Here is a 23,977-nt window from a genome sequence, read left to right as displayed (position 1 = left end):
GTGGCGAAATCAAAGTGACTGCAGCATTGGCCCTGCAATCGGGTAGTAGACGATGTACCCGGTCAGGAGCACGATCGCGGCCATCAAGACCATGGAGCCCACTTCCAAGGCGGCTTTGGCTCTTTCGGTCATGATTTGGGCGTCCTCATCGAGCATCGAAGCAAAGATCGCCAGCCCCTCGCTCGTCGATCCGCTTTCAGAGGCGGCCTTGTAGCCGCTCAGGACAAATTCAGGTAGGGTGCTCGCTGCGATGGCGGCCACCTCTGTTGCGCCACCACGGATGCGCTTGGCCATGCGTGTGAGTGCCTGACGCGTCTGCGGCAAGGTCGTGGTGTCCGCCAGCACATCGAGTGCGTCCATGGGGGGTATGCCTGCGGCATACATCACGCTGTAAGCCGACCAAAGCGCCGCATGCTCGCGCTTTTGCACCAAATCGCGCACAAAATCGATGCGCATGGCCAGGCTGGACCACAGCGACGAGCGCGCCAGTGCAAGCGCCGCAATCCCCAGCACTGTCCAAAGCACTGCGTATGCGCTGATGTTTTTGACGGCCCAGGCCGAGAGCGCGTAGATGGCCGTGACAGAGTCCGGCAAAGAAAACTTGGTGTCCAGGCGTGCAAAGAAGACTGCGATTTTTGGGGCTAGACCCAAAAGAAATGCCGGAATCATCAAATACAGGGCCACCAGCATGATCGCGGGCATGCGCAGCGCCGACTCCAAAGACCGAGCCCTGGCCAGACGGGTTTTGGCATCGGCGGCCAAATCCGTGAACGCCTTGTGCATGGCGCCCGATTCACCCAGCGCCTGGATCACCATGCAGTCACGCACATTGAAGCCCGCCGTTCGCATGGCTTGTCCCACATCCTGGCCCAGCTGGATCTGCGCGTTGGTCAGGGCTACGGCCGATTTGAGGCGCCCATCGCTCAAGTAGTCCACGGCAGACTCCAGCGCTTGGATGATGCCCCCGCCACGCTGCAACCGTCTGCCGATGGTGTCAAAGAGACGCGATTTCTCGCGCAAATCGAAGTCTTTAGGAGGCGACAGCAGTCCCGCACCGTCTTGCAGCGTCTGTCCCAAGGCCAACTCGATGCGGGGCTTGGTCAGCCCCATGCGGCGGATCTTGCCAGCAGCAGCTATGCGGCTAGTGGCTTTGACCAAGGCCGACACCCGCCGAGTGGCAGGCCCGGCATTGGCTGGCAGGGCTGTGAATGCGTAGGTCAGCTCGATCATGCGCCGCCCTCAGTGTCCGCATCCATGACGCCGTCCAGACGTTCGATTTCACGAAAATCGGTCAGGCCCCGTGCGACCAGGCGCAAGCCGTTGCCCACCAGGGTCTGGTCCCGAGGAATGCAGGCTGCAATCTGGGCCGGCGCGGCATTCGACTCGATCAGCTCACGCACCTTGGGGGTCATTTTGAGCAGCTCATAGACCATCTTGCGGCCCTTGAACCCGGTGTATGCGCATTCGGCGCAGCCCACTGCTCGCCGAGTCTTGCAGGCCTGGCCGAGGTAGGTGCCCGAGCCGTCCTCATGGCGTTCAATAATGCCCCACCTTGCCAAACTGTCCAGGGTCTTTGCCGAGTCGTCAGGAACGGCGCAATGCGTGCACAGCAAGCGCACCAGGCGCTGGGCCTGGATGCCATGCAGCAAGGATGCCACCGCTGTCATGTCCAGACCAAAGCCGCGCATGCGAGAGATGGCCAGGGCGGCATTGTTGGTGTGGAACGTTGAAAAAACGAGGTGTCCGGTGTTGGCCGCGTCTACAAGTTCCGTGGCACTGTCTTGCTTGCGGATCTCGCCAAACAGCAGCACATCGGGCGCCGCCCGTAGCAGCGCCTTGAGCAGCGCGTGGGCTCCGTCGCCTTCGGCAGCCGCTGCTGCGTCGGTTTGCATCTGCATCCACAGACCGCGCTGGTATTCGATGGGATTCTCAATCGAGTCAATCCAGCGCGTCACTGGGTCGATCTCCTGCAGCAAGGCATACAGCGTGGTGGTTTTGCCAGAACCCGTGGGGCCGGTCACCAAAAACAGCCCTGTGGCCCGGCTGGTGACGGTGCGCAGGTACTCGCGTGTGTCGTCGTCAAAATCCAGTGTGTCGAGCTCGGCTGCGTCGGCCTGCTGGTCCAAAATTCGCATCACGCAAAGCATTGAGGCAATCGCGTTTTTGGAGCGCAGCGCCATCACCACGCGCAGCCCATAGCGTTTGGTGATGTCCGGGTGCTGGCGGTGATCGTTGTCTGTCCAGGCAAATCGGGTGTCCACCGGCGCTGTCTTAATTTGCTCTGTGACGCCTGCCGTGTTGATCAAAAAGGTGCACACCCGCGTCCAGATGTCCCCTTGCAGATACGTCATGATGGTGCCCACCCCCCCAATCTTGTAGCGGACCACGCCACCACCGCCTGCGGCTGCGTCCGCCATTGGGGCGAATGCGATATCGCTTGCGCCGATGTAGCAGCCGTGGCGAATGACGCGCATGATGAATTCACGCAGGGCAGTTTCGGCGTCGGGGTCTGAGGGGGCGGTTTTTTGGAGCAGCTCGTACTGCTGCAGTGCTTGCTGGCCCGAGCGGCTGTAAAAGCGCCTGTAGATGGACTGCAAGGTGCGCTCCGAGCAGATCACAAACTCAAAGGTGTAGCCGGGGTACAGTGCCGTGGCACGAAAGACGTGCTGGGGGTCAGCGCAGGCCAGTGTTAGCCGCTGGCCCCGCACGGCCACGGGTAGCAACGTTTCCTGGCGGTCGATAAGGATTGCAGCAGCGCGAAGCGACTGGGAGATGGAGGCGGCATCGATTGATTCGATGGCAGACGGTGCAAAGTAGTCGAGGGCAGCGGTGCTCGCTTGCGCGCGGGCCAGCTTTTCTGGGGTGAGAAACCCATACTGACCGGGGCGCATGATGTCGGTCAGCGATTCGTGAGTCAGGGCGCGTCGCTGCAGCGTGATTTCAATCTGGGCGCGGGTGACGCCTGCATCAACCAGTGCCTGCACCAGGGGCGTAGAGGCTGCTGGCATGGTCAGATCGGTGGTCATCGCTGTTGGGGCTGTTGAGGCAGTCATGGGAAAACAATCTTTGTGATCAGCGCGCACCACTGATGTGGGTGTTCGTGGGGCTGTCTGCCTGGGCTGAGTGAATGCTCAGCCCCAACTCGACGGCGTCGCCCTTGATCGAGAGGTCATGAATGACCAGGCCCTTGTCAACGGACAGAACCTCTTTCAAGTACCTGCGCAGCCCCAGCAGATCGATGTAAGTGGCCTTGACCAGCAACTTTTGGCTCAGGGTGCTGGTGGCCGCATCCTCTTTGCGCAGGCTTTGCGTCGCAAACACCTGCTGTGTGATGGGCACATCCCTGGCGATCACCTGGGCGATCTTGATGCCGTGGTTGCTGGCCTGGGCATACACCACATCAAGCGCATCAGAGAGCGCGCGATCAGGTCCAAGCAGGTGCACAGGATGCGAAGGCAACGATTGGGCGAACTCGAGCATTCGCTGGGCGTTGAGCGACTCGCTGCGCATCTGGGCCAGCTCGACCTTGGCGCGAGCGTACGCCTGGTGCGTGGGCCAAGTGTGCAATTTAAAAGCCAGCAGCGCGCAGGCGCTCAAGCTCAGGATTTTGTAGAGTGCATTCATAGGTGATGACCATTTGGCGCATGCTTGCGTTGACTTGTGTGGGCGCGGCTGTGCAGCCCTTGGGGGCGGCTGCGCTGACCAGGGCGGCTGCCGCTGAAACGTCGGGCGTGGTGGCGCTGTCCTCGGCACCCTCGCTCTGGCCCAATGGCGCTGTGGCTGTAAGGCTCACGCGCTCACGGCTGGCCACCATCTCGATGAGGGTGCCGGGTTGCCAGGCCTGCACAGCCAGATCGATGGCCCGTTCGCTGTCCAGGCCGCTGTGGAGCAGGACATGGCCCAGGCTGTGTTCACGCACTGCTGCCACAGCCTGGGTGCGGGAGCGCACCTGCTGGGCTTGCGCATCTGCCATGGCCGAGCGAAGCTGCGAGAGTTGCCAGTGACTCCAGCCGCTGTAAGCCAGCGTCGCAGCCAGTGCGGCCGCGCTGACCGCGGTCCCCAGGCGGGCTGCCTGTTGAACAGGCATTCCCAGGATCATTTGATGTCTGGGGTAGGTCGTGGCGCCTGCCAGCCACTTCTTGACTTGCGCATCTTCGCTGCTGGCCAAGATCAGCTGCTCTTGTGGCCACACGCCGTCGGCGTTGAGCTTGCGCAAGGAGACATAGTTGCTGATCACTTGCTGCACGCTCAGACCGCTGCCGGGCACAAAGTCCAGTCCTTCAAGGTGCCCGGCTGTTGTGAACGTGGCCAACACCACGATTTGGTAATCCGTGACCTGTGGGGCGCCCGGGAACACTAGAGCTACCACCGTCGCTGCACTGTCCATTTGCTGACCTGAGTCTTTGCTGTGCGCTTGCAGCAGCTTGAGCAAAGTGGATGCGACGGGCGAGACGCGGGTGGCGCTGGGCAGGCTCTTGAGTCGCTCTACAGGGGTACACAGCCACCAGCCACGGCTCTCAATAGCCTGCGCGGCCGTGAGGGTTTCGCCCTCATCGTCGATCGTCGGCGACTTGCGCGCAAACAGCTGCTTGAAACTGGAGCTTGCTTTCGTTTTGACGGACAGCAGCGGCTCGCCCGCGTCGCTGGCAAACTCCGAGAGCTGTGCGCGCTCGGAGAAGGTGTTGTCGATGCGCCGAGCCAGGTCCAAGGCGGGGTCGGCGGCAATGACCATTCCTTTTGCGCTGCCTGGATCGACTTTGCGGTGGCTTTGCACCCGCCAGTGCTCGTCCAGCGAGTACATCTGCCGACTATCGCCCAGACCGCCTAACAAATATAGGCCAGCTGTTGAGGCATTGTGTGCAACGTCCTCATCCCTGGGGGTATCCCCCTGGGCCTCATGCTTGCCCATGCCCAGAGGCTTGGCCAGGCGCTTGGAGAGGTGTGTCGCGAGCTTGCGCATCACAGCGACTCCGCATAGATGATGTTGCTGGGCTGGGCGGGCAATATGCGTGCGTTAAGCAGCAGCAGCGTCTGCCGGTTCGCCTGCATCTGGGCATTTGAGCCGGTGGCCTTGCCCACCCAAGGCAGGCTCACCACGCCAGGCAGTCCGCTGGTTTTTCCGGTGGCCTTGACGTAGCGGTTGGAGCTGATGACCACCGTCTCATCGGAGCGGATGGAGATGCGCTGGCCAGAGGTGCGCACGGTCTGCTCGTACATCTTGACCCGGTCGTCCAAAAAGGAGACCAGGTCCCCCAGCGTCACGCTGGTGGGCATGACGGTCAGGACGGCTTGCTCATCGTCGAGGATGGAGGCGTGCACCGACAACTGGATACCGTCGCTGGCATGTGCGCCAGTGCCAGACACCGAGGTGTTGGCCCCGGTGCCCGTGCTCGTCACCGATTGGGTCACGGTGGGCATGTACGGCTTTTGCGTGCCCTCGAACATGACACCTGCGCTGTTGTTCTGAATGGTCAGGTGGGGGGTGGAGGTCACTTCGACCTGGGTGAGGGCTTCCAGCGCCTCGATCACGGTGGTGGCGCTGGCTGCCTTGAAAGTCAGTGTGGCCGCCAGAGCGCTCGAAGCATTGGACTGGCTGATGCCGTACTTGAGGCTGCCATTGCTGCCAATGACGCGATCCCAGCTGATTCCGTGGCGCATCTCGTCGGTCAGGCTGACCTCGACGACGCGAGCGTTTACCTCAATTTGTCGGCGCGCCTCCACATCCCACTTGGCCAGGAAATCGTGCACGCGCTTGAGCGCGGTACTGTTTCCGCGCACGGTCACCAAGCCCGCATCCAAAAACAGTTGCACCCGGGCATTGGAGCCAGCGAGCGCTTGCAGGTAGGTGTGGAACACAGTGGGGGCGCTGCCACCATAACCACCGGTGACAGTAAAGTCGCTTTTGACCGGAGAGAAACTCTGGCCTCCGCCTGATGCTGCTGCGCCACCTGCCGAGCTGCCCGAGGCGCCCAAGGGACTGCCACCAAAGCTGAAGGCGGTGCTCACGCCCTTTTTGATGTCCTCGGCCGGAATTCTGTAGGTCACCGTCGCCTCTTGCGCCAAGGTGACTGTCTTGTCTTGAACATTGAGCACGGCCACCAGGCCTGCCATCCAGGCGACCTGGCGCACGGCGGCCAGCGGCGAGCTTGCCGTGATCGAGAGCGTCACATTGGCCCCAGTGTTCACCCCTTGGAGCACTTGCACCGAATACCCCGCCTTGTGGGCCAGGGCCTTGATGGTTTCGTGCGCATTGGCGTTCACCAGGTCCAGGCTGACTTGCCGTTTGGTATCCAGCACATCAACGACTTTGCCCAGCGGAGCGCTCACGCGCATGACGGGCTCGGCAGACTGAGCAGCTGCGCGTGCGCGGGTGTCAACCTGATCGCTCATGCGGCCAGGTGTCATGCAGCCGCTCAAAAGAGATGCCAGGAGTGTTGTGGTCAGTACGGCGGGTTTGCGAAAAGTGATCATTTGCTGTTAACTCCTGTGGTGTCTTTGCTGGTGCTGCCTGTGGCTGCCCGCACGATCACGGTGCGTGGGCTGGCCTGCACCAATGCGCGCAGACCGAATGGAGGCAGGAGGTGGGCCAGGGTTTGTTCGACGTCGGGGCTGGGAGAGGCCCAAGCTGAGATCATTTCGATATCGCGGATTCGCTCGCCACTGGCGCTAACGTCCCAGACCAGCTCTATGCCTTGACCCGATAGCCACGCCCCCAGGGCCACACTCAGGCGTTGGCCTGATTCGATGGCGAGCCGTTGGTGGGGGCTGGCCGGGCCAGCGGGCACAAAGGCGCTGCGTGAGGGCATCGTGGCCAGAGGGTGCAATTCTTTAGATGCACTTGCCGATGGCGTCGATGTCGGTGGTGCACCACCCGCAGAGCTCGAAGTGATTGGGTATGCAACCGCAGCCGTTGGTGGCGTGGTTGCAGGGGTTGAAGAAGAGGGCGACTCTTGAGCGCCACTGGTCTGCGCTGGCAAGGGCATGCAATAGCGCCCCAGAGCAATAGCACCAGAGGGCACCAGGGCGCAGCTTTGATCGGACCTTTGCACATCGCTCACGCGCAGCAACTTGGGCGCCGCAAACTCGATGACGAGCGACGCTTGATCGCTTCGAAATTGGGTTGCAAGTGCCATCAAAGCGGCTCTGATGTCGCTTTCATCAATGCCGCCTGAGGTGCTTGGGCGCTGTGTACTTTGCCAGTCCAGGCTCATGCCCGCCGCTTTTGTCCATTCGCGCATGACAGACCTGATGTCGGCTTCTTTCTGGGCAGTAAAGCGCCGGGGCAGTCCTGAACGCGTGATTTCAATGAGTTCGGTTAGGGCCTCGGCTTGCGTGTTTGCTTGGCGGATTTCGCCTTGCGCTGCGTCGGGTTTTGGACTCCCGCTGGCGCAAGCGGCAAGCAACGCACATGTAGCCAGAGCTGGAATGGTTTTGCTGAAAAGTGATTTCATGACTTTTGCCAATCAGATGGAAGGGCCAACTTTTCTGGACACCGAAGGGGTTGCAGAAAGTTGGGGGGATTTCGGGCTAGGGCGCGTCGCCATGGTTTGTGCCGCTTCAAGCCCTGGCTGCCCAAGCGACGTGGGAGTGGTATCGGGCCCTGAGCCCAACCGGCGCTGCGCTTCTTTGAGCGTGGGTAGCGCAAATTCCTGGGGAATCCCCGCCTGGCGCATGGCTTCGCGCAAGATGTACAACGATTGCTGCTCTTGCGATGCGCTGGGGCGAGGTGCTGGGCTGGCGGGCATGACCTTGGCGTTGCTCATACGCTGCACGACGCCTTGCTGGGCGTCAGCATGCAGTTGTTCCAGTGGGGCGATCAGCCAATCGTTGCGGGGCTGTGCTTGGTTTTGACCATCACCCACCACTTCAATGCCCCGGTAAGCAACCACCACGGTTTGACCGTGATGGACGGGGTTGTTGTTCATGGCGCGAGGAAAATCAGCAGACCACAGCAGTACGTGCCCCTGCTCAGTTGCCAGCTTCATGTAATAACTGAGCGGTTGCCCTTGGGTAAACCGCAGTGGTGCCTCGCCATGCTCAAGCAATCGGCCCACTTGAAACTTGGGTGATGCGAACAGGCTTTGCATGGATGCCAGCGTGATCTCCGCTTGCAGCGGATCGACCTTGAGCTGAGCCAAGGCATGACGAAGCCTGTCTGATGGCGGCGGCGCCGCTTTCATGGCCTGCGCGGGAGGCGCGGGACGTGCGGTTTGTGCGGTCGCTTCTGGTGTAGCCGCTGATGCCGCATCTGCCGTCACTGTTGGATTTGCATCAGCTGAGGGGAAAGAGTCAGCAGGTATTTCTGGCGGCATCTGGGCCAGTTCATGCTGGCTTTGGGCATAGGCTTGCATGACCGGTTGTACAAACCAGGTGTTCCGATCGACAAGCTCCCACTGCTCGCCAGCGGGAAGGCCTGATGCGTCTTTCTGGGGCAACAGGGCCTGCACCTTCTTCAAGCCTTGGAATGTCAGCAAGATGTCTTGTCCAATGGCGCTCTCGCCATTCGCAGACATCTCGTTCAAGGCTCTGGGCAAATCCACCCCCCAAACGGTTTGGACGCCGCTTTTGCTTTGCAGCTTGATGAAGTAGCTGTCCTGTTCTTTGGGGTCAAATTTGTAAGGGGCGGCCCCGTGCTCGAGCAGTTGTCCCAGGTAGACACGGGGGGACTGCACCTGCGAATACAGCTTGCCCAGCGTCATTTCGATGGCCTGGGGCTCATTGGCCCCGTTTTGGGTCAGCACAGCTCGCAATTGCGCATCGAGCTGCTTGGCTGCCGCGCCTGAGAGCAGGGCCGGTGCTGGGGTGGCCTTGACCGTTGGAGCGGATGGCGTCGGGGGGAAGGTAGTCGGGGTGGGCATGGTTGATGCCGATCCAACTTCGGGGTTGGGCGCCAAAGTGGCTGCAACGCTGTTAATGGTTGTCTTGGATGCGGCTTGGGGCGGCTGGTCCTTGGCCAGCAATTGCCGACGCTCAGCCAAGCGGACATGGTCAATGGCTTGGGGCTCGTAACCGATCACCTTCAGGCCCATCAGCGATGCCTGCAGCCACATTTCTCGGCGAAATTCGGGCGTGCCCGACAGATGCATCTGCTTCCAGCCTTTGGCGTGGGCCAGCTGGGCAATTGCTGCAGCAATCTCGGGAGAGTGGTGTGGGGTGTCAAATTTGCCGCCTTTGTCCTCGAAGGCCAGCTCCTGCTTTCCTTGTCGGTAGTAGTACTTGCCAGCGCCGTCGTATTGGAATTCTTTGGACAGACGCTCGCGCAGGGCGCGCAGCTCCTGGTACGGGTGAGTGTCCTGTCCTGTCTCCTGGACTGGCGCTGTCCCGCTGACGCTGTTCATGCCCGGCAAGGGGCCGGGTTCAACGGCGGTGTCGCCCGCTTGGTTTTGCGGCTGAGCCCCGTGGCCCATTTCTTGCTGCACTTGCTGGGCATCGCGTGCCCGCTTGGCTTGCAGTGCCTGCAGATTCAGGTCATTGATCGGATCGGGCCGAGGTGCGGGGGCCACAGCGGCAGCTGGTGGGACAACTGGGGCGACAACGGAGAGTGCATCAGCAGAACCGGGCACTGCTGAGGGAGTAACTGAAGCAGGCCCAAATTGCTCAGGGGGGATTCCAGCAGGATTCGTCGTCTCAGGGTTTTGTGAGGCCGGGTTTGGCTTTGAAATGGCAAGGATGCCTTCGCCCAGCGGGGCTGCAGGCACAGACACAGTCGTGGAGAGGTCTTGCGGTGGTTCGCTCGCTTGCAGCGGTGGCTGCTCGACCGCCCCTGGTCGAGGTGCGTCGAATGTCTGTGCTTGCGGGCTGGCATCTGTGGGTTCAACTGTGGTTTCAGGTGCCCGGTTAGGTGTGAGGTTAGATGCGACGCTGACCAGGCCTTGGCGCTCCAGGCTGCCAAGCGCGTCCTGGGCCTGCCGTATCTGGCCTTCGGATAATTCGACCCAAGGTTGTGCGCCTTCGGCATATTGCGTCAGCCCGACATGGAGGCTGGCGCGAATGAGCGAGTGGCCGGCCTCTTGCCCATACTGGGCCACCAAATCGTTGAAATCCGAACTCTGCGGTGCCAACCTCTGTGGGAATGCCAGTGCGCCACTGGCTTGTTGGGCGGCGAGGGTGGCTTTGTCGCGGCCAGGGTTGACCCCCTTTTGGGTCAGGGTTTGCAAGTCATCGTCACCGGCAACCACAATCAAGGCTTGCGGATTTTGGCGACGAAACTGTTTGGCGACCTTGACCAGGTTGCCCGCATCCAGGCACACCACCGTGGGCCAGCCTGTGGCTTCGTGCAAGCTGGCGGCGGTGGCATAGCCTTCGGCAAACAAGATGGGCTGCTGAGCATTGCTGCCCATGTCCCCTATAACGTGGAACAGTCCGCTCTTGCGCCCCCCCTTGAGAAACAATTTGTCGGTGCCGTTGTTCAGTTTTTGGGGGAGGATGCGCTGCACGTTCCACAGCGTTCCCTGCTCATCTACAAGGGGCACCAGCAAGATGCCATTGGCGCTGGTGCGGGTGCCATGGGCGCCAACACCTTTGCGCTGCAGGTACGCAGCTTCGCCTTCCGGTTGTGCGTTCTGCCACATTTGCATGGCCTGAGATGCCGCACTTTGTTGCTGGGACAGGCGTTCTTGCTGCTCTTGCGCTGCAGCAGCTGCTTTCGCCGCTTGGGTGGCTGCATCCATAGTTGGCGCCACTGGAGCTCGCCAGGCGCTGTCTTGACGAGGTTTGAACCCGTTTTCTTGAGCCAGTTTGAGCAAGGTTCCGATCTTGACGGCCCCCTCTGCTCGGATGCTGCGCCATGTTGAAAGAACGGCGTTGCGGACGTAGCCTTCACCCGATGCACTCCATTGGTCAAAAAGATCGAGGCCGATGTCATTGGGAAACTCGGACTTGAGCGCCATGCCAATGCGCGCCCAGTCGTCGCGGGCCAGGTTGGGAGAGATGTAGGACAGGGCGTCACGAACATCGTCAGCACTCAGGGGTTGAAATTGCATGGAATTCGCCTTGTGGGTGGCGGGAGCCGAGGTGGGAGCTGGATCAATGGCCGCAGCAGACTCGGGCTGCACCATGGGGGCAGGGGAGAGGTTGGGGGTCGGCGCCGACGTGGCAATGCTTTCGCTGAGGTTCAGTTCCTGCGCCTGGGCAGGTGCATAGCTCAAAGCCAGGGCATTGATTTTTTCTGCGTCGGCCGCAGCCCGGAAAATCTCCAAAGGGTCTTGCTTGAGGACGCTGACCCAACTGGCCACGTAGGAGGCATGCTGGCTGGGGTCATGCGGCAGCCCCAACTCTGCACATAGCATCATGCTGGCAATTTCTGCCCGCAGCTCTTCCCGCGCATAGCCTTCGCTGCCAAATGCATGGTTGAGGTCACGTTGCAGACGGCTCTCATGGCCCGTCCAGTGCCCCAACTCATGCAATGCCGTGGCGTAGTAGGCACCGGCTGTTGGGAATTGGGCTTGCAGGGGCAGGTGGATTTCATCTCGGGCGGGGCTGTAGTACGCCCGGTCCACGGCCGCGTGCTGAATTTGGGCGCCGGAGTTGGTCAGAATCTGCTCCGCGCGTTCGACCGGGTCCCACTTCAGTTCAGGTTTCAACAGCGGGGCCAGGCCATCTATTTGCTCGGCATTGAACACTGTGGCGTAGAAGACCTTGGGGTTATCCAGTTTGTAGCGCTCTTGAACTGGTGTTCCGTCGGGCTCCAAGATGGGCCTGCCGAGGTCATCGGTTTTAGTGCGTGTGTCCTCGAATTTCCAGTATTGGATGGAGGTGCCGCGCTCCCCCTTTCTGACCTGGGCATCCAAGCTGGCTGCTTGCTTGTACGTGAGCCAGCGTGGATCGGCGTGCCCCTGTGCCAACAAGTGAATGGCGTTGATGCCTTTGTAGCGCTTGCCCGTTGTGGGGTTGATGGGCATCCCGCCAATGCCCCCGTCTGCATTCCAAGGCTTTTGCCAGGGGGCAGTGCCCGCTTCAATCTGGCGGATCAGTTCTGAAGCAACGACTTCATGGAAGGGCGGATTTTCTGATGCGGTGCGCGAAAACTGCGCTCGGCGGTCCTGCGGGAAAATGACCTGGTCGCGGGTTCGCTCATGCAAGCCCGTGGCAATGTGGGCAGTAATGGACTTGAGGTCATCTGGCAACAAGAGTTGCGGGCCTTGCTGGGCCAGCTTGTCCAGAATGGCGGGGCGACTGGAAGCAGTGAGTATCGGCGCCGGGTTTGCCTCGACCAGTACGCAGTAAAGCTCTTCGGCGATTTGCAGATCGGACTGATCTGCATAAATGTTCGCAGTGGCAAGCCAGAGCCCGTCCAGACCGGGTTGGTGTCTGGACAGGCTGATGGATTCTAGGAGGGCTCTTTTTTCTGATCGCTCGAGGGTGTTGAGTCCGAAGTGTCCCAAAATTTCGTGAACAAGTGTCTGTCTGGCATCGGCCTCGTTACGAAAGCTGGAATAGGCAAGATCACATCGTCCTCGATAAAGCGGACTCCGTTCCTGATCACCACGCGTGGCTGGTACGTATCCTCCAAAGATGCGTCCAACGTTTGCCTGGGTTGCGTTTGGTCCATAGAGTTCCTCTTGGGTTGCACGGATTCTGAAATCGATAGCATAGGCCATCGGGTAAATTTCGCAAAATTCATCGACCAAATTCCAAGACTGCTCAAGCGTAAGCGGGCCGGGCGCGCTGCTTTGGTCCATGTTGATGCTGGACGGGTCGCTCATGACTCAGCGCCTTTTTGGCCACTCTGACCAAAACCTTCATCGTCTGGGACATCCAGATCGCCATCACTGATGGCGTCTTCTGGAAATGCCCCCAGGGCATGGGCCTGAGCAGGGGTGAAATCAACCGGTTCACCGGCCTGAGCGGCGGCCAGTTTTTCCAGCAACTCCATACCAGTCATATTCTCGATCAATGCCAGCTCCTCATGCGCCAGTCGATCAATGACCAGGCTCAGGTTAAGTTGAAACTCCGATGCGTTGGTGGCTGGGCGAATGGCCTCTTGCTGTGCCAGCGCTTGGGCCAGTTTTTGTGTAGCCTCTGCGTGCGCCTGCGCACGCCAGGCGGCCTGTGCTGCGTCTTCGCTCTTGAAATCAAATGGAGACATGACGGCTCTCCCCCATAAAGTCCTGCATAAAGAATTTCTTGAGAATGTGGGCCTTGACCTCTTGCCCTGTGGAAAACGCACTCCAATCGGCCAGGTCACGGGCCAGATAGTTGGCTGCTGCCTTGACGTAGGGGTCACTGACCGCTTGCCCTGCCGATGCCGTGGTCGCTTCCTCAACTGCATTTGTGGAGTCATCGGACGCTTTGCTGGCAGCAGCCGTGTCAATGAGAAGCTGTGCGACGGGTGCAGCCAGTTCACCATCAATGCGAGCTTGATCAAGCTGTTCACGAGTGGGCAAGGCACTCCCCAACGCAGCCAGTGATGGCGAGACCATCTTCAAACGGTCCACAAAAACCGGGTCTTTGAAGTAAAAAATCTTCTCAGCCAGGACGGGCCGCAGCCCCTTTTTGTCGATGATTTCGTGATCAAGCGACAGGTACTTGAGTTCTTGAGCCATCATCAACGCCCGGCGTTGATCAGAGGTGCTTTCTCCGGAGTTGCCACCTGAATTAACCACCAGAACGCTGGTTGACCGGTTGGAGGAAACTGACGTTGATCGCTTGGTGTAAGTGCCCAGCATTTCCGAGACTTCTTTGGCTTCCTGGTCATCGCCGGGAGTGAAAGCCACCTTGACGTCATGGTTGACGATGAGATTGCGAGCATCAGGTGCGCTGTACAAGCCGTCGCCTTGCAGCTGGGACTTGCTCTGCACGATGGTGAGCAGGCGCAATCCGTACCCAGCCATGAATGAAACCGCCTTGATCAGGATGGCAATGCGACCGAAGGCTGTGAACTCGTCGTTGACCAGCAAACACTCGTATTTCAGGCTTTTGTCGTTTTCCGGCAGGACTTCGGTGTTGAGAGCAATCACCTGAGTAAAAAACAGATTGATCAGCCGCTCGGCCTGTACCAGGCGATTTGGGGTGATGCCAAAGTAGACCGACATCCGCTTGCGACGGACATCGGAGAGCTTGAAATCGCTGCCAGAGGTGGCCATGTCCACCAGGGGGTTGGCAAACATCAAGAGAGGCGCATCAAAGCTGGCTTTGATGTTGCCGAAGGTTTCCTCGGGGTTGGACAAGAACCGATGGAGTGCATCGCGACATTGGCGACTGAGTTGAGGGTGGGTATCAAGTAACTCCAGCAGGTGTTCGCGCAGGGGTTTGTCATAGCCCGAACCTTGGCGGAAAACTTCTGACAAGCTGCAGCGCGGGTGCTTGGACTCCAGCAAGAACATCGTCAGGCCGAAGAACAGGTTTTGCGCCTGTTGTGTGAAGAAGGGGTTTTTGTCGCCCGCACGCTCGGGATAGAAAATCTGGGCAATTTGCAGCACATCGCCCCCCATGAGCACGGGGTCTCGGCGCACCTCATCTAAGGGGTTCCAGCGATGGGTTTTGCGATCAGATGCGAAGGGGTTGAAGAGGTAAACCTCCTGTTTGAGTACCCGCTTACGGTACGCACTGGTGGTGTTCCAGTTCTCCAGCTTGGTGTCCATGCAGATGAGCGAGCCCATCCAGTTGAGCAAGTTGGGTATGACCATGCTCACGCCTTTGCCCGCGCGGGTGGGTGCAGCCAAGAGCACAAATAGCTGGCTGCCCAGCACCAGGAATTTGCCTGCGAATTTGCCGATGATGATGCCCGAGGTGGCCAGAAGGCCTGCGTTCTTGATTTCTCGCATGGACGCCCAGCGGGCATCGCCATGCAGTGTTCGCCGATCTTTGTAGATCTCAAAGAGGGCAGCCACAAACAACACGGTCATGGCAAATGCGGTCAGCACCTTGGTCTTGAGAAAGCTCCGCTCTGGCGCAAAAAATTGCCAGAATTGCGCCAGGTCCTGAGGCTTCAGAGGATAGGTAGAGCCATGAGTGAGCAAGACCTGAACCCAGATGCAGGCATAGAACCAGACAACGAGCAGTGCGATCAACAGCACGCCAGCGGCCGTGTGCTGCGCGGTGCGGTTGGTTGTTTTGTCTGTACTCATGGCACTGTGCTGGTTTCAGTTCACGCGGCAGAGAGAGCCCGTTTGGCGGTGGGATCAAAGCTCACTTCAGTGACATATCGCTCTACACCCGTGATGTCGCCGCTGGTGCCGTCTTCAATGGGCTCAGCCGTCACGTGCACCGTGATGTCAACCGTCATGCCCACCAAACGCTTGAGCGCTTCGTCCGTAAAAATCGCTGCGTCGGCATGTTCTTTGGCCATGAAGACATAACGCTGGGCAGCCAGGGAACAGCTTTCTGCGTGGAAACTGGTGATGGAGCCGCTGTGGCCGGCGGTCATCAGTTTGAGGTAGTCAAAGGCCTCGCTGCCTCGCAGTTCGGCAAGCAAAACGCGGTCAGGCTTCAGGCGCATGCTCGCTCCGATCAAATCGGCTGGCGAGACCTGGGCCACACCTTGGGAGCCTTTCGAATAGAGCAGGTGGCAGATATTGGCGTGCAGAGGCAAAAACAACTCGCGCACATCCTCAATGGTCACGATGCGCTCGTGCACCGGTATGAATTGACACAGGGCCTTCATGAGGGTGGTTTTTCCTGAGCCGGTGTCACCGATCACGGCAATGTTCTTTTTGCCCCGAATTGCGGAAATCAGAAAAGCAGACAAATCGCGCGCATGCAAGTGCGCCAGCAACTGCTTATCGAGCGTCGTCAACTTGTGCGTGATGTCATGCCTTGTGGTGAGCGGCAGTGCAACCGATTCGGCTGGCAAAAGAGCTGACAACTCGCTGGATGGCGTCCAAATGAATTTACTGAAGGCGCCCTCGCTGACGTAACTTTCCAACGGGCGAACACTGGAGCCAGGAATACGGATGCAGATGACGATCTTGTCCATCTCCACGGCGGGTGGAACGACCAACTGGATGCGCTGGCCAGCAGGCAATGTGGCCGAAAGTAGCGGGGCTCGTTCGCTGATGTCCTGGCGTGCGTAGATGGCCACGCTGTTGGCCAACTCAAGGCAGCGGCGCAGTGTCAACTGAGGCACATCGATGCGGTGCCAGCGGCCTTGTTGCTCAATGAAGGCTTCACCTGGCCGGTTCATGATGAATTCGGTGGCCCCTGGAAACTGACTCAAAATAGCGTCAATGGGCTCCATGAGCTGGGTGACGGCTGCATTGCCAGGCAACACGGACGATGAACTGGGCGTGAAGGATTGCATGATGTCGGCTCTCAGGGCTGCTGCGCCGTGGTTTTGACTTGATAGATGCCTGAGAAATCCAGATCTCTGGCGACGTAGATGGAAACGCGCTCGCCTTGGTGGGCATAAACCACAGGCTTGATGTTGATGCTCTGAGAGAGAACTTTTTCGGCCAAACTGGTGCTGGTGTTGATCGAGTTCTGGTACAGGGCTGTGCCTGCTGGTGCATTGATGCCACCAGAGCTTCCACCCGCTGTTCCTGCAGCCTGTGCCGCCAAGAAATCCTTGAAGATGGAGAGCATGTAGGCACTGCCAATGCGTTCAAACCAACGGTTGTCCACGATGCCTTCAATGCCCGCCGCACCCAGCGTGTCAGTCGAGGGGGAATCGATATCAATGGTGATACCACCGGGCTTGCGGATTCGCGACCACAATACATAGACCCGGCGCTGACCGGGCTGGCCCACAGCAGCGTATTCACCCTGGATTTCACTCATGCGCTCTATAAGCAGCACTTTTCCGTTGGCGCTGTAAACGTTGTTGGACACAATGCAGCTGGTAAAGCCAGATATTTCCGTCACGACGCGTGTGGTCATGTTGCAGTCGACGGCATCCCCCTTGGGCACCGTCAAATTAGGGTCGAACGTGCGCAAGGCCAGCGCCTTGGGTGTACTCGTGGAAGTGAGAAGCCCCCCCATCCGCCCCTGCGCATTGGGCGGTGTATTGGCAGCAGTACCTTGCGCAAGGATGGGATTGGCGTTATTGCTGTTGTTGTTGCCGGCTGAGCTGGCGGCCAGAATGTTCTTGAATCGCTCCTCAAGCTGAGCCGAAGACACTGGCGGCGGAGGTATGCTCATGGATGCGCTACCAGCACCAGTTGATGCATTGGCCTTTCGGCTGGAACCTAACGCCGTGTCCCCTGAATAGCGATCAACGATCGTGGAGGCAGGTACACCAGGGCTGAACTGGCCAGCTGTTGGTGGGGGAATGCTCATGGATGCGCTGCCGCCTACAATTTTTCCATTGCAGTCCACCATCACGCTTTGACCTTGCGCGTCGCGCACGGTTTGGCCGCTGCGTTTATCGACCAATGCGCTGGTAGTACATGCAGTCGACGGCATTGCGCGAGCGCCCGCATTGCTGTCAATCGCACCCGATGGTGTTGCGGTGCCGGCATTGGTCGCTCTTGAAGCTCCCGTCACCGCGAAGCCACTGTCAGCCAAGGGGGAGTCTGAAAGAGGCGTATTGGCATCTGGAAGGCGAGGGCGGTTTTGCGACACGGCTGCCTCAGATGGCGCAGTACTTTGCTCTGGCTTTCGCACGCTGGCCGCGCTTTCGTTCCACTTGGCCAAGATCCAGTACTTGCCTAAAAAGAAGAGGCCAGTCAGCACCAGCAACAACACCGCCACGAAGAACAACACCTTGCCCAGCGGGAAACGGCTGGCGGTTGTTCCGATGGCATTTATGTCCGCAGGTTGAGTGCCTGCGTCGAGGTCAACCCCGGGGCTGTCCATTTCACTGGGGGTGGAACTAGAGCTGTTCATACTGCTCACGGTTTGGCCTCCCGTCGCAGCATTGGCGTGGTCGTTCCATTGAACGTTTCAATGCCCTGTGCATCAAAACGGTCATTGAGCACCTCGGCGACCAGTGTGCCCATGCGCAGGCGCAAAGATCGGGCCACACGCCGTATCACCAAATAGTCGTTTTCCACTTCGTCGCCTGGCTGATTGGGATCGGCCAACAGTCGCTCAGAGTGAAAGGCGACACGAACCTCTTGCCCACTGTCATCGACAACAAAAACAGCAGGAACCTCGACCGCCCGAGGGAACTTCAGGTAGGTGAATCGCCCGTCATCAAAAATCACGCTGGGCAACAAACTGGCGGCATTTCCCTCGGCCTTGACCGAATAAGACACGTTACGGACACTGGGTCTGGGGTAATTGCGTGCTTTGGCGTCTGCAGGCGTTTTGGCAGATGGACCATCCATTGCCGAAGATGCGGCTTCAGCTCCTGTACCAGCAGCAGGCACCAAACTCACATGCGAGCTTGGCGGTACAGGCATTGGATGGCGAAGGATCACTCGGTAAAAAACATTTTTCGATTTTTCAGCTCCGTCCATGCGATGCAGGACAAAGCTGTAATCTCGTTTGTCTGTTGAAACCTCCACGTTGTTCTGCGTCGCACCCTTGCGCGGTTTCACAGTGATCTGGTTTTGCCCTGTCTCGGCACGAATGCACCATTCGAGTGAGGGTTCATCACAGTTGGAGGGAAACCCCGTGTCTGGCGCTCGCAGGATTTTTTCATCATGTCCCAGGACAATTCGAGTAACAACGCCCAGGGAAGTCGCAATGACTATCACGTCGTCGGATTTGTAATCTGCGAAAGCCACACGCCGATCTGAAGGACTTGGGGTAGGAAAAATGGCGGCATGGGAAGTCACACTGGAAATGGCAGTCGAGATAACCAGTCTTCGGATTGATACAAAGCGATACCAGATGCGATTCATCGCGCCTCCAGTTCTTCCGTAGTTCGGTAGGCAACCACAGAAAATCCCAAAGGATTCATCAGCAAGTCCTTGGTGCCCCAACCGTTGACTGGTATCCACTCAAAGGCAACATCGGCCACATAGGTCTTGACACTCTCGGGCTCACGCATGCCAGCACGCCAAGTGATCTTTTGGTAGCGCACGGTGCCGCGCCCCATAATTCCTGGCGTCACTTGGACGCTGAGAATGGAGATGCGCTCTTCAACCGTCTCTTTCAAAACTTTGTCTTTGCCGGTAGGGCCTTCATAAAGTTGGACCACCTCCCTGGCAATCAGTGGTGCACTGGTAGTCATGACAAAATCGACGTCTTCTTGCTGCAAGCGGTAGACGTATCGCTCGCGTGCACTCACATAGCGCGAAAGCCAGTGTCGTGCCAGTGCTTCATTGGTACTGATGCTTGTGGGCTCGTTCACAACCACCGCTTGTGTGGCGCCGCTCTCTTTGTTGAGAAAGATGTAGTAAGGGATGGTCTGCTTCAAAGGCAGCATCACCAGCACCGCTGCCACAGCCATGCCCATGATCACGACGAGGGTGGCAACCAAAATCCAGGCCAGGCGCTCGCTGCGGTAGCTGCGTGAAGCCAGGTCTGCTTCAAAGCTCAAGCCGTCGACATTAGGCAGTGCGGCTTTTTGTGGAGATTTCTTCTTGCCAAACATAGTGGGTTTCCAAAGGGCGGGGGGGCGCGCTTGACTTAGCGAGCGCCTGGGTTGATCATTTTTTGAAGATGAGCGCGGTCAATGGCCTGTGATTGCAACTGCACTTGAGATCGCAGCCAATCGGCTTCTTTCGCTTCGCCAGTTGCCATAACCTGTTCGGCCTGAATGCGCGCGGTCAGCTCTTGAATGCTCTTGGCATCCTGGGTCTGATTGATTTGGCGCATCAGATCCTGGATCTGTGCGGATCTGGTTTGCATGGCTTGACTGAGCGCCCCAAAATTCCTGGAGGCCAGTAAATTCAGTGCATCGTGTGACTGAGTAGCTTGGAGCAGCTGACCAATGTCAGGCGGTAGCACGTTGCGTGTGATCGCGTTGCTCACCATCCCCAAGTTGCGAATGCCTGTGGTGTTATCGATCATCTGCTTTTGCTGGTTCAGAGAATCCACCATCTGCTTGTACTGAGCCTCCCAGGCTCGCACCTGTTCGATGGCCTGTGCGATGGCAGCAACGTCAATGACCGGGATTCCTTGCGCGTGGGCGTAAGGCGTCCAAACGATTGCTGCGCCGGATAACCCTGTAAGAGCCAAGGTAACGGCTTTCCGCATTGAGCCAAAGAAGCTATTCATGGGTGATTCACTTTCTTTTGTTGAGAGCATCCAGCACGTTTTTGACAGCACGCCCGGATGCATGTCCTGCCTTGTAACCATCAGAGGCGCCTTTACTAGCGGTGTTGTTGGGCGAGGATGGACTGTCCGGTGAGGATTGGGCGCTGGATGGATTTCCGCCTTGCTTGCGGCCCACCATATTTGTGACGGCATTAATCACCTGACCAGCAAAGCCGCTGCCGTCCATGGCAACACCACCGCCAGCCAATTGCGCACCCATCTGACTTGCTTTAAGAGCGGTGAAGCCAAGGCCGATGGCGGCGATCAGGACACCTAGCATGCGCTTGTAGACGGCGCTTCCATCAGTGGGCAGATTGCGCCATCCTTCAGCGAGCAGTTGCTGGAACAAGACGGGGACAATTGCGCAGATTGCAGCCACGATCACCAAGGTCAAAGCGTTGCCCAAAGTGACCGACAGCCAGGAGTTGAAATACTGGCGACTCACAGGCCAGGCCAGGCACAAAATGAACGGAGGCCCCAGGGCAAGAAATACCGCCAGCGCGACTTTTGACAGCAGGACGGGCAACAAGCACAGGACCACAATGAGAATTTCTGCGACTCCCAAAATTAGACTTGCAAGCATGTAGCTGAACTCTGGAAAACCTATGGCATTGCTGTGCTTGAGCGCCAACTTCCACAGCACCTCATCGGCTGGGTAACATTGAGCTTCTCCGGGCATAGCCACGCAGTCGGAAAAAATCTTGTCGAGCACAACACCCACCGAGTCGCCCCCCCCGGCGGCCACTCGTGAGGTCAAGTCCGATACCAAGCCATACACACCTTGAATCACAAAGTTCTGGTACTGACCGACGGACAGTGCCACCATGAACACCAACGTCATGGTGAAGACATCTTTGGTGAGCTTGCTGCCTGGTTCGTTCACATCTCCACGCATCATGGCCAAGGCCGTCCATGCGTAATAGAGCGACACCAGCGAACCAGCGATGGGCACCAGGTAAACCGTCAATGCCTGACTGGTGGAGGTCACGTAACTGGTCAGGGCTTGATCCAGTTGAGTTTCCATGTACGTTGCAACACCCATATCAGGCTCCAAACAGGCTCAAAGGCTGGACTTGCTGTGCGTTGGCAGCGCGGGCGTTGGCCACCAGTTTTTTCCCTGCACGCTTTTGCTGCATGCGCTCAATGAAAATCGGCTCCCAATCGCTTGCGTCATCGCCTACTTGGGATCGGATTTCTGCCAGCAATTCGGAGCTTTCTGTGTCGCCACTCAGAACCGCTATGGTTTCGTGCATCCCGGTTAGATCCAGCCGCACGATGGCGCTTCGATCTTCTTGCTTGACGAGAAATGCGCGAGAGTCCACCGGCAGTGAGCGCAAGATTTCGAATTCCTGCGGGGTAAGACCGAAGCCGGTCACGTAGTCCACATAGGCGGCACGGGGATTAGGCAAGAACAGCCCTGTGACATGCTGCTGAACAGCCGTTTTGGCAAGTTCCGTCGCCAAGACATCATCCGGTTGTTGAGTGGCCATGACCACAAAGCCTTGCTCCTTACGGATGGTCTTGAGCTTGTCTTTAACAAATTTTGAGAACACGGGAGAACCGAGGTACTTCCAGAACTCCTCCAGGAACAACGCAATAGGACGACCGTCGATCATGTCCTCGAACAGATGAAGCAGGCACATGGTGACCACGGGGCAGACCTGCGCATCATCGATAAAGTCACTGCCATCGAATCCCCAGATCTCTGCCTCCTCCAGATTCAGGGTGTCGGTTGGGTTGTCCAGTACCCAAGCCAGATCACCATCGCCAATCCAGCGCGCCAATCGGTCCTGAAGGGAGTTCATGCCCACACCTGGCAGGTTTTGATGCAGCATGGCCAGACGTCGGGTCTCAACGCGCATTCCGAATACGGCATCGATGGCCAAGCTCAAGCGATTTTCTTCATCGGCCGTCAGTGCAGATCGTCCAAACGTGAGGCACTGCGTGACTAAGTCCCGACAAAAGGCCCGTGTCTTTGTGCTGTCAGGCCATTGAAATGGATTGAGGCCCGTTGGCACACCGCGTGCAAACTGCTTATAAGTCCCACCCATGCGCCTGACCGTGATCTCGGTGCTGCGATCGAGATCCAGGATGAATACCCGACTGCGGAATTTGTTGAGATGCGCCATGAGGAACATCTCTGTGGTGGTTTTGCCAACCCCGGTTTTGCCAAAAATGCAGGCGTTTGCAGGTAGCTTGTCGTCCGTGTTGTCGTGGTCTTCGGGGGAGCAGTGGAAGTTGAAGAAAAATGGCTGTCCACTGGGACTGTCAAAAATACAGACCGCTTCGCCCCAAGGGTTGCCGGTTTTCTTGCCCGCCATGAAGTTGTGCAGGGGTGAAAGGCTGCAAAAATTCCAAGACGTGAGTAGCGCCTCGCGTGAACGCCAACGCCAGTTCCCCGGCATCTGAAAGAACCATCCGCCCTCAGGAACCGTGGTTTGCACCTCGGTCTTGAATCCACCTTCCTCCAAGGCTGCTGCTGCTTCCGATCGGTCTCGTTTGATTCCTTTATCGTCCAGTGTGTCGCTGAAGATCGCCAGGCTGTAGTGGTACTCGCCCACGACCAAGCTGCCATGGTTGACCTGGTCGAGCAATTGGTCGAACTCTTGAATCTCCGTCTCGCTGGCCTCACCACCTGCTTTAAGTTGACCGCGTTGCTGACGCAAGCGGGTGAGGGCGGTCCGATTGCCCAAAATCGAAAAGGACTGCGTCTCGATGTACTCCTGATCCAGGTAGAGCGTCTTACTCAGCGAGAGGGGAGAGACTTTTTCTGGATAGTCCTTGATCTCCAGACAACTGACATAGCGAATGCGATCGGGAGATGTCAGTTGAAGTACGCCTGAGCGATCACCAGCCGTAAGGCGCGAAGTGCACAACAAATCTGCCACGCGGCGATGCGTCACGGGCATGTCACGCCAGTGACCATTGACTGTGAAATGCAAAAAAGACAGCAGTTCGGAATATTGCAGGCCGTTTCTCTCAAACCGCATCAAGCGCCGAGGCTTGTAGCGACGCAAGCTCGCTGCAACCCTGGCCGCAATGTCGCTGATCTGATCAATACCCTCCCGCTCGAGCGCCGCCATTTGCTTGGACGAGCCGCTGGCAACGTTCTTGAAAACCGCCAGCTCACCGGGGCGATACAAGACTGTCAAATACATGGAGGTGCGCATGAGCCTGGTTTGCGTCAGCCGCTTGCGATATTGGGCGGCCAGCTTCTGGCTGTAATCATTGGTGAAGTTGTCCTGCAGCTGCTCATGTACGCGCATGTGCACCTTGTGTGTCCACAGGGCGTAGGCTCCTCCGCTCAAGGCGCTGATGAACTGGTGCAGTGCCAGGTTGTATTCGTCAATCTGGTCTTCGCCAGCTGTTTCAAATGGGACACCTTCGATCTCGAAGGTGGTCAGGTAGCCGTTGAAGTTCTTGAGCTTGACGACGCCGGGAGCGATTTCTGAAGAAAACGGCACATAGTCGCCCAAGCACTTCTCTGCATTTGCGATCTTTTGGAGTTGTTGCGCTGAACGAACCATGGGCGTTTACTGACTGCATCTCTCACCTGACAGGGCGATCAAAGAAGAGCCGGGGACTGTCGCCCCCGGCCTTCAGGACATGGACAGTCCAAGGAGATGGACTGACCGTGCGCTGGGGTCAAGGCAGCGCACGGCCAGACTGTGCCCGGGTGTCAAGCGTTTTTCAGCCGAAAACTTGCACGGGGTGTGCAAAAAAACGGACAGATATTTCAGACAGGGCAATTCGACATATTTCCCAATGAAATCAAAGGGTTATGCGATTTTTTCTCAAAGACATGGGGTGAAGAGCCGACCAGGCGTGGGCGATGAGCGAGGGTGGAAGGCGCTTGACGCAGTGGACGGGCTGCGGGCATGAAAAAACCCGC

At 58.3% G+C, this 23,977-nt stretch carries 16 protein-coding genes; all 16 read right to left on the bottom strand.

Going from position 1 to position 23,977, the window contains the following annotated elements; translation table 11 throughout:
* Positions 1-9: 9 nt before the first annotated feature.
* The 16 genes from IC609_RS11025 to IC609_RS10950 all read right to left on the bottom strand — a co-directional run bounded on the left by IC609_RS11025 (position 10) and on the right by IC609_RS10950 (position 23,561).
* Complete coding sequence (locus tag IC609_RS11025) at positions 10-1,230, bottom strand: type II secretion system F family protein (RefSeq protein WP_191819540.1); 1,221 nt, start codon at positions 1,228-1,230, stop codon at positions 10-12.
* Complete coding sequence (locus IC609_RS11020; RefSeq protein WP_225224124.1) at positions 1,227-3,026, bottom strand: GspE/PulE family protein; 1,800 nt, start codon at positions 3,024-3,026, stop codon at positions 1,227-1,229. The genes IC609_RS11025 and IC609_RS11020 overlap by 4 nt, the downstream gene beginning before the upstream one ends.
* Before the next feature lie 46 nt (positions 3,027-3,072).
* Complete coding sequence (locus IC609_RS11015; RefSeq protein WP_191819538.1) at positions 3,073-3,624, bottom strand: hypothetical protein; 552 nt, start codon at positions 3,622-3,624, stop codon at positions 3,073-3,075.
* Entirely contained in the window at positions 3,569-4,960 is a 1,392-nt protein-coding gene (locus tag IC609_RS11010; RefSeq protein ID WP_191819537.1) for a hypothetical protein, read from the bottom strand. Before IC609_RS11010 ends, IC609_RS11015 begins: the two co-directional genes overlap by 56 nt.
* A complete protein-coding gene (locus IC609_RS11005; RefSeq protein ID WP_191819536.1) occupies positions 4,960-6,390 on the bottom strand; it encodes a type II secretion system protein GspD in 1,431 nt (476 codons plus the stop codon). Before IC609_RS11005 ends, IC609_RS11010 begins: the two co-directional genes overlap by 1 nt.
* A 77-nt stretch (positions 6,391-6,467) precedes the next feature.
* The gene (locus IC609_RS11000; RefSeq protein WP_191819535.1) at positions 6,468-6,806 is read right to left on the bottom strand and encodes a hypothetical protein; all 339 of its coding nucleotides are present in this window, start codon (positions 6,804-6,806) and stop codon (positions 6,468-6,470) included.
* A 657-nt stretch (positions 6,807-7,463) separates the two neighbouring features.
* Positions 7,464-12,128 (bottom strand): zincin-like metallopeptidase domain-containing protein, encoded by a 4,665-nt coding sequence (locus tag IC609_RS10995; protein ID WP_225224123.1) that lies wholly within the window; start codon positions 12,126-12,128, stop codon positions 7,464-7,466.
* A gap of 572 nt (positions 12,129-12,700) precedes the next feature.
* Complete coding sequence (locus tag IC609_RS10990; RefSeq protein ID WP_191819533.1) at positions 12,701-13,087, bottom strand: hypothetical protein; 387 nt, start codon at positions 13,085-13,087, stop codon at positions 12,701-12,703.
* Positions 13,074-15,068, bottom strand: coding sequence for a type IV secretory system conjugative DNA transfer family protein (locus IC609_RS10985; RefSeq protein WP_191819532.1), 1,995 nt, complete (start codon positions 15,066-15,068; stop codon positions 13,074-13,076). Before IC609_RS10985 ends, IC609_RS10990 begins: the two co-directional genes overlap by 14 nt.
* Before the next feature lie 20 nt (positions 15,069-15,088).
* Entirely contained in the window at positions 15,089-16,240 is a 1,152-nt protein-coding gene (gene virB11 / locus IC609_RS10980) for a P-type DNA transfer ATPase VirB11 (RefSeq protein WP_191819531.1), read from the bottom strand.
* An 11-nt stretch (positions 16,241-16,251) separates the two neighbouring features.
* Positions 16,252-17,763: a TrbI/VirB10 family protein gene (locus tag IC609_RS10975; RefSeq protein WP_225224162.1), complete on the bottom strand. Its 1,512-nt coding sequence runs from the start codon at positions 17,761-17,763 to the stop codon at positions 16,252-16,254.
* Between the two features lie 5 nt (positions 17,764-17,768).
* The gene (locus tag IC609_RS10970) at positions 17,769-18,725 is read right to left on the bottom strand and encodes a TrbG/VirB9 family P-type conjugative transfer protein (protein ID WP_191819529.1); all 957 of its coding nucleotides are present in this window, start codon (positions 18,723-18,725) and stop codon (positions 17,769-17,771) included.
* Positions 18,722-19,420 carry a virB8 family protein gene (locus IC609_RS10965; protein ID WP_191819528.1) on the bottom strand — a complete coding sequence of 233 codons (699 nt, stop codon included), beginning with the start codon at positions 19,418-19,420 and terminating at the stop codon, positions 18,722-18,724. The genes IC609_RS10970 and IC609_RS10965 overlap by 4 nt, the downstream gene beginning before the upstream one ends.
* Positions 19,421-19,455: 35 nt before the next feature.
* Positions 19,456-20,046, bottom strand: coding sequence for a type IV secretion system protein (locus tag IC609_RS10960; protein WP_191819527.1), 591 nt, complete (start codon positions 20,044-20,046; stop codon positions 19,456-19,458).
* A gap of 7 nt (positions 20,047-20,053) precedes the next feature.
* A complete protein-coding gene (locus IC609_RS10955; RefSeq protein WP_225224122.1) occupies positions 20,054-21,109 on the bottom strand; it encodes a type IV secretion system protein in 1,056 nt (351 codons plus the stop codon).
* Between the two features lie 19 nt (positions 21,110-21,128).
* Positions 21,129-23,561 (bottom strand): VirB4 family type IV secretion/conjugal transfer ATPase, encoded by a 2,433-nt coding sequence (locus IC609_RS10950; RefSeq protein WP_191819525.1) that lies wholly within the window; start codon positions 23,559-23,561, stop codon positions 21,129-21,131.
* Positions 23,562-23,977: the final 416 nt, after the last annotated feature.

Origin of the sequence: Limnohabitans radicicola (genome assembly GCF_014837235.1) — a bacterium.
Classification (GTDB): domain Bacteria; phylum Pseudomonadota; class Gammaproteobacteria; order Burkholderiales; family Burkholderiaceae_C; genus Limnohabitans_A; species Limnohabitans_A radicicola.
Note: the sequence above shows the minus strand (reverse complement) of the source record. Positions and strands in the feature narration are given on the sequence as shown.

What these genes read in the sequence shown, in the direction of transcription:
- IC609_RS11025 (WP_191819540.1), bottom strand. Translation starts at nt 1,230, where the DNA reads ATGATCGAGCTGACCTACGCATTCACAGCCCTGCCAGCCAATGCCGGG.
- IC609_RS10985 (WP_191819532.1), bottom strand. Translation starts at nt 15,068, where the DNA reads ATGAGTACAGACAAAACAACCAACCGCACCGCGCAGCACACGGCCGCT.
- IC609_RS11015 (WP_191819538.1), bottom strand. Translation starts at nt 3,624, where the DNA reads ATGAATGCACTCTACAAAATCCTGAGCTTGAGCGCCTGCGCGCTGCTG.
- IC609_RS10970 (WP_191819529.1), bottom strand. Translation starts at nt 18,725, where the DNA reads ATGAATCGCATCTGGTATCGCTTTGTATCAATCCGAAGACTGGTTATC.
- IC609_RS11005 (WP_191819536.1), bottom strand. Translation starts at nt 6,390, where the DNA reads ATGAGCGATCAGGTTGACACCCGCGCACGCGCAGCTGCTCAGTCTGCC.
- virB11 (WP_191819531.1), bottom strand. Translation starts at nt 16,240, where the DNA reads ATGCAATCCTTCACGCCCAGTTCATCGTCCGTGTTGCCTGGCAATGCA.
- IC609_RS10955 (WP_225224122.1), bottom strand. Translation starts at nt 21,109, where the DNA reads ATGGAAACTCAACTGGATCAAGCCCTGACCAGTTACGTGACCTCCACC.
- IC609_RS10965 (WP_191819528.1), bottom strand. Translation starts at nt 19,420, where the DNA reads ATGTTTGGCAAGAAGAAATCTCCACAAAAAGCCGCACTGCCTAATGTC.
- IC609_RS11000 (WP_191819535.1), bottom strand. Translation starts at nt 6,806, where the DNA reads ATGCCCTCACGCAGCGCCTTTGTGCCCGCTGGCCCGGCCAGCCCCCAC.
- IC609_RS10975 (WP_225224162.1), bottom strand. Translation starts at nt 17,763, where the DNA reads ATGAACAGCTCTAGTTCCACCCCCAGTGAAATGGACAGCCCCGGGGTT.
- IC609_RS10960 (WP_191819527.1), bottom strand. Translation starts at nt 20,046, where the DNA reads ATGAATAGCTTCTTTGGCTCAATGCGGAAAGCCGTTACCTTGGCTCTT.
- IC609_RS11010 (WP_191819537.1), bottom strand. Translation starts at nt 4,960, where the DNA reads ATGCGCAAGCTCGCGACACACCTCTCCAAGCGCCTGGCCAAGCCTCTG.
- IC609_RS11020 (WP_225224124.1), bottom strand. Translation starts at nt 3,026, where the DNA reads ATGACCACCGATCTGACCATGCCAGCAGCCTCTACGCCCCTGGTGCAG.
- IC609_RS10990 (WP_191819533.1), bottom strand. Translation starts at nt 13,087, where the DNA reads ATGTCTCCATTTGATTTCAAGAGCGAAGACGCAGCACAGGCCGCCTGG.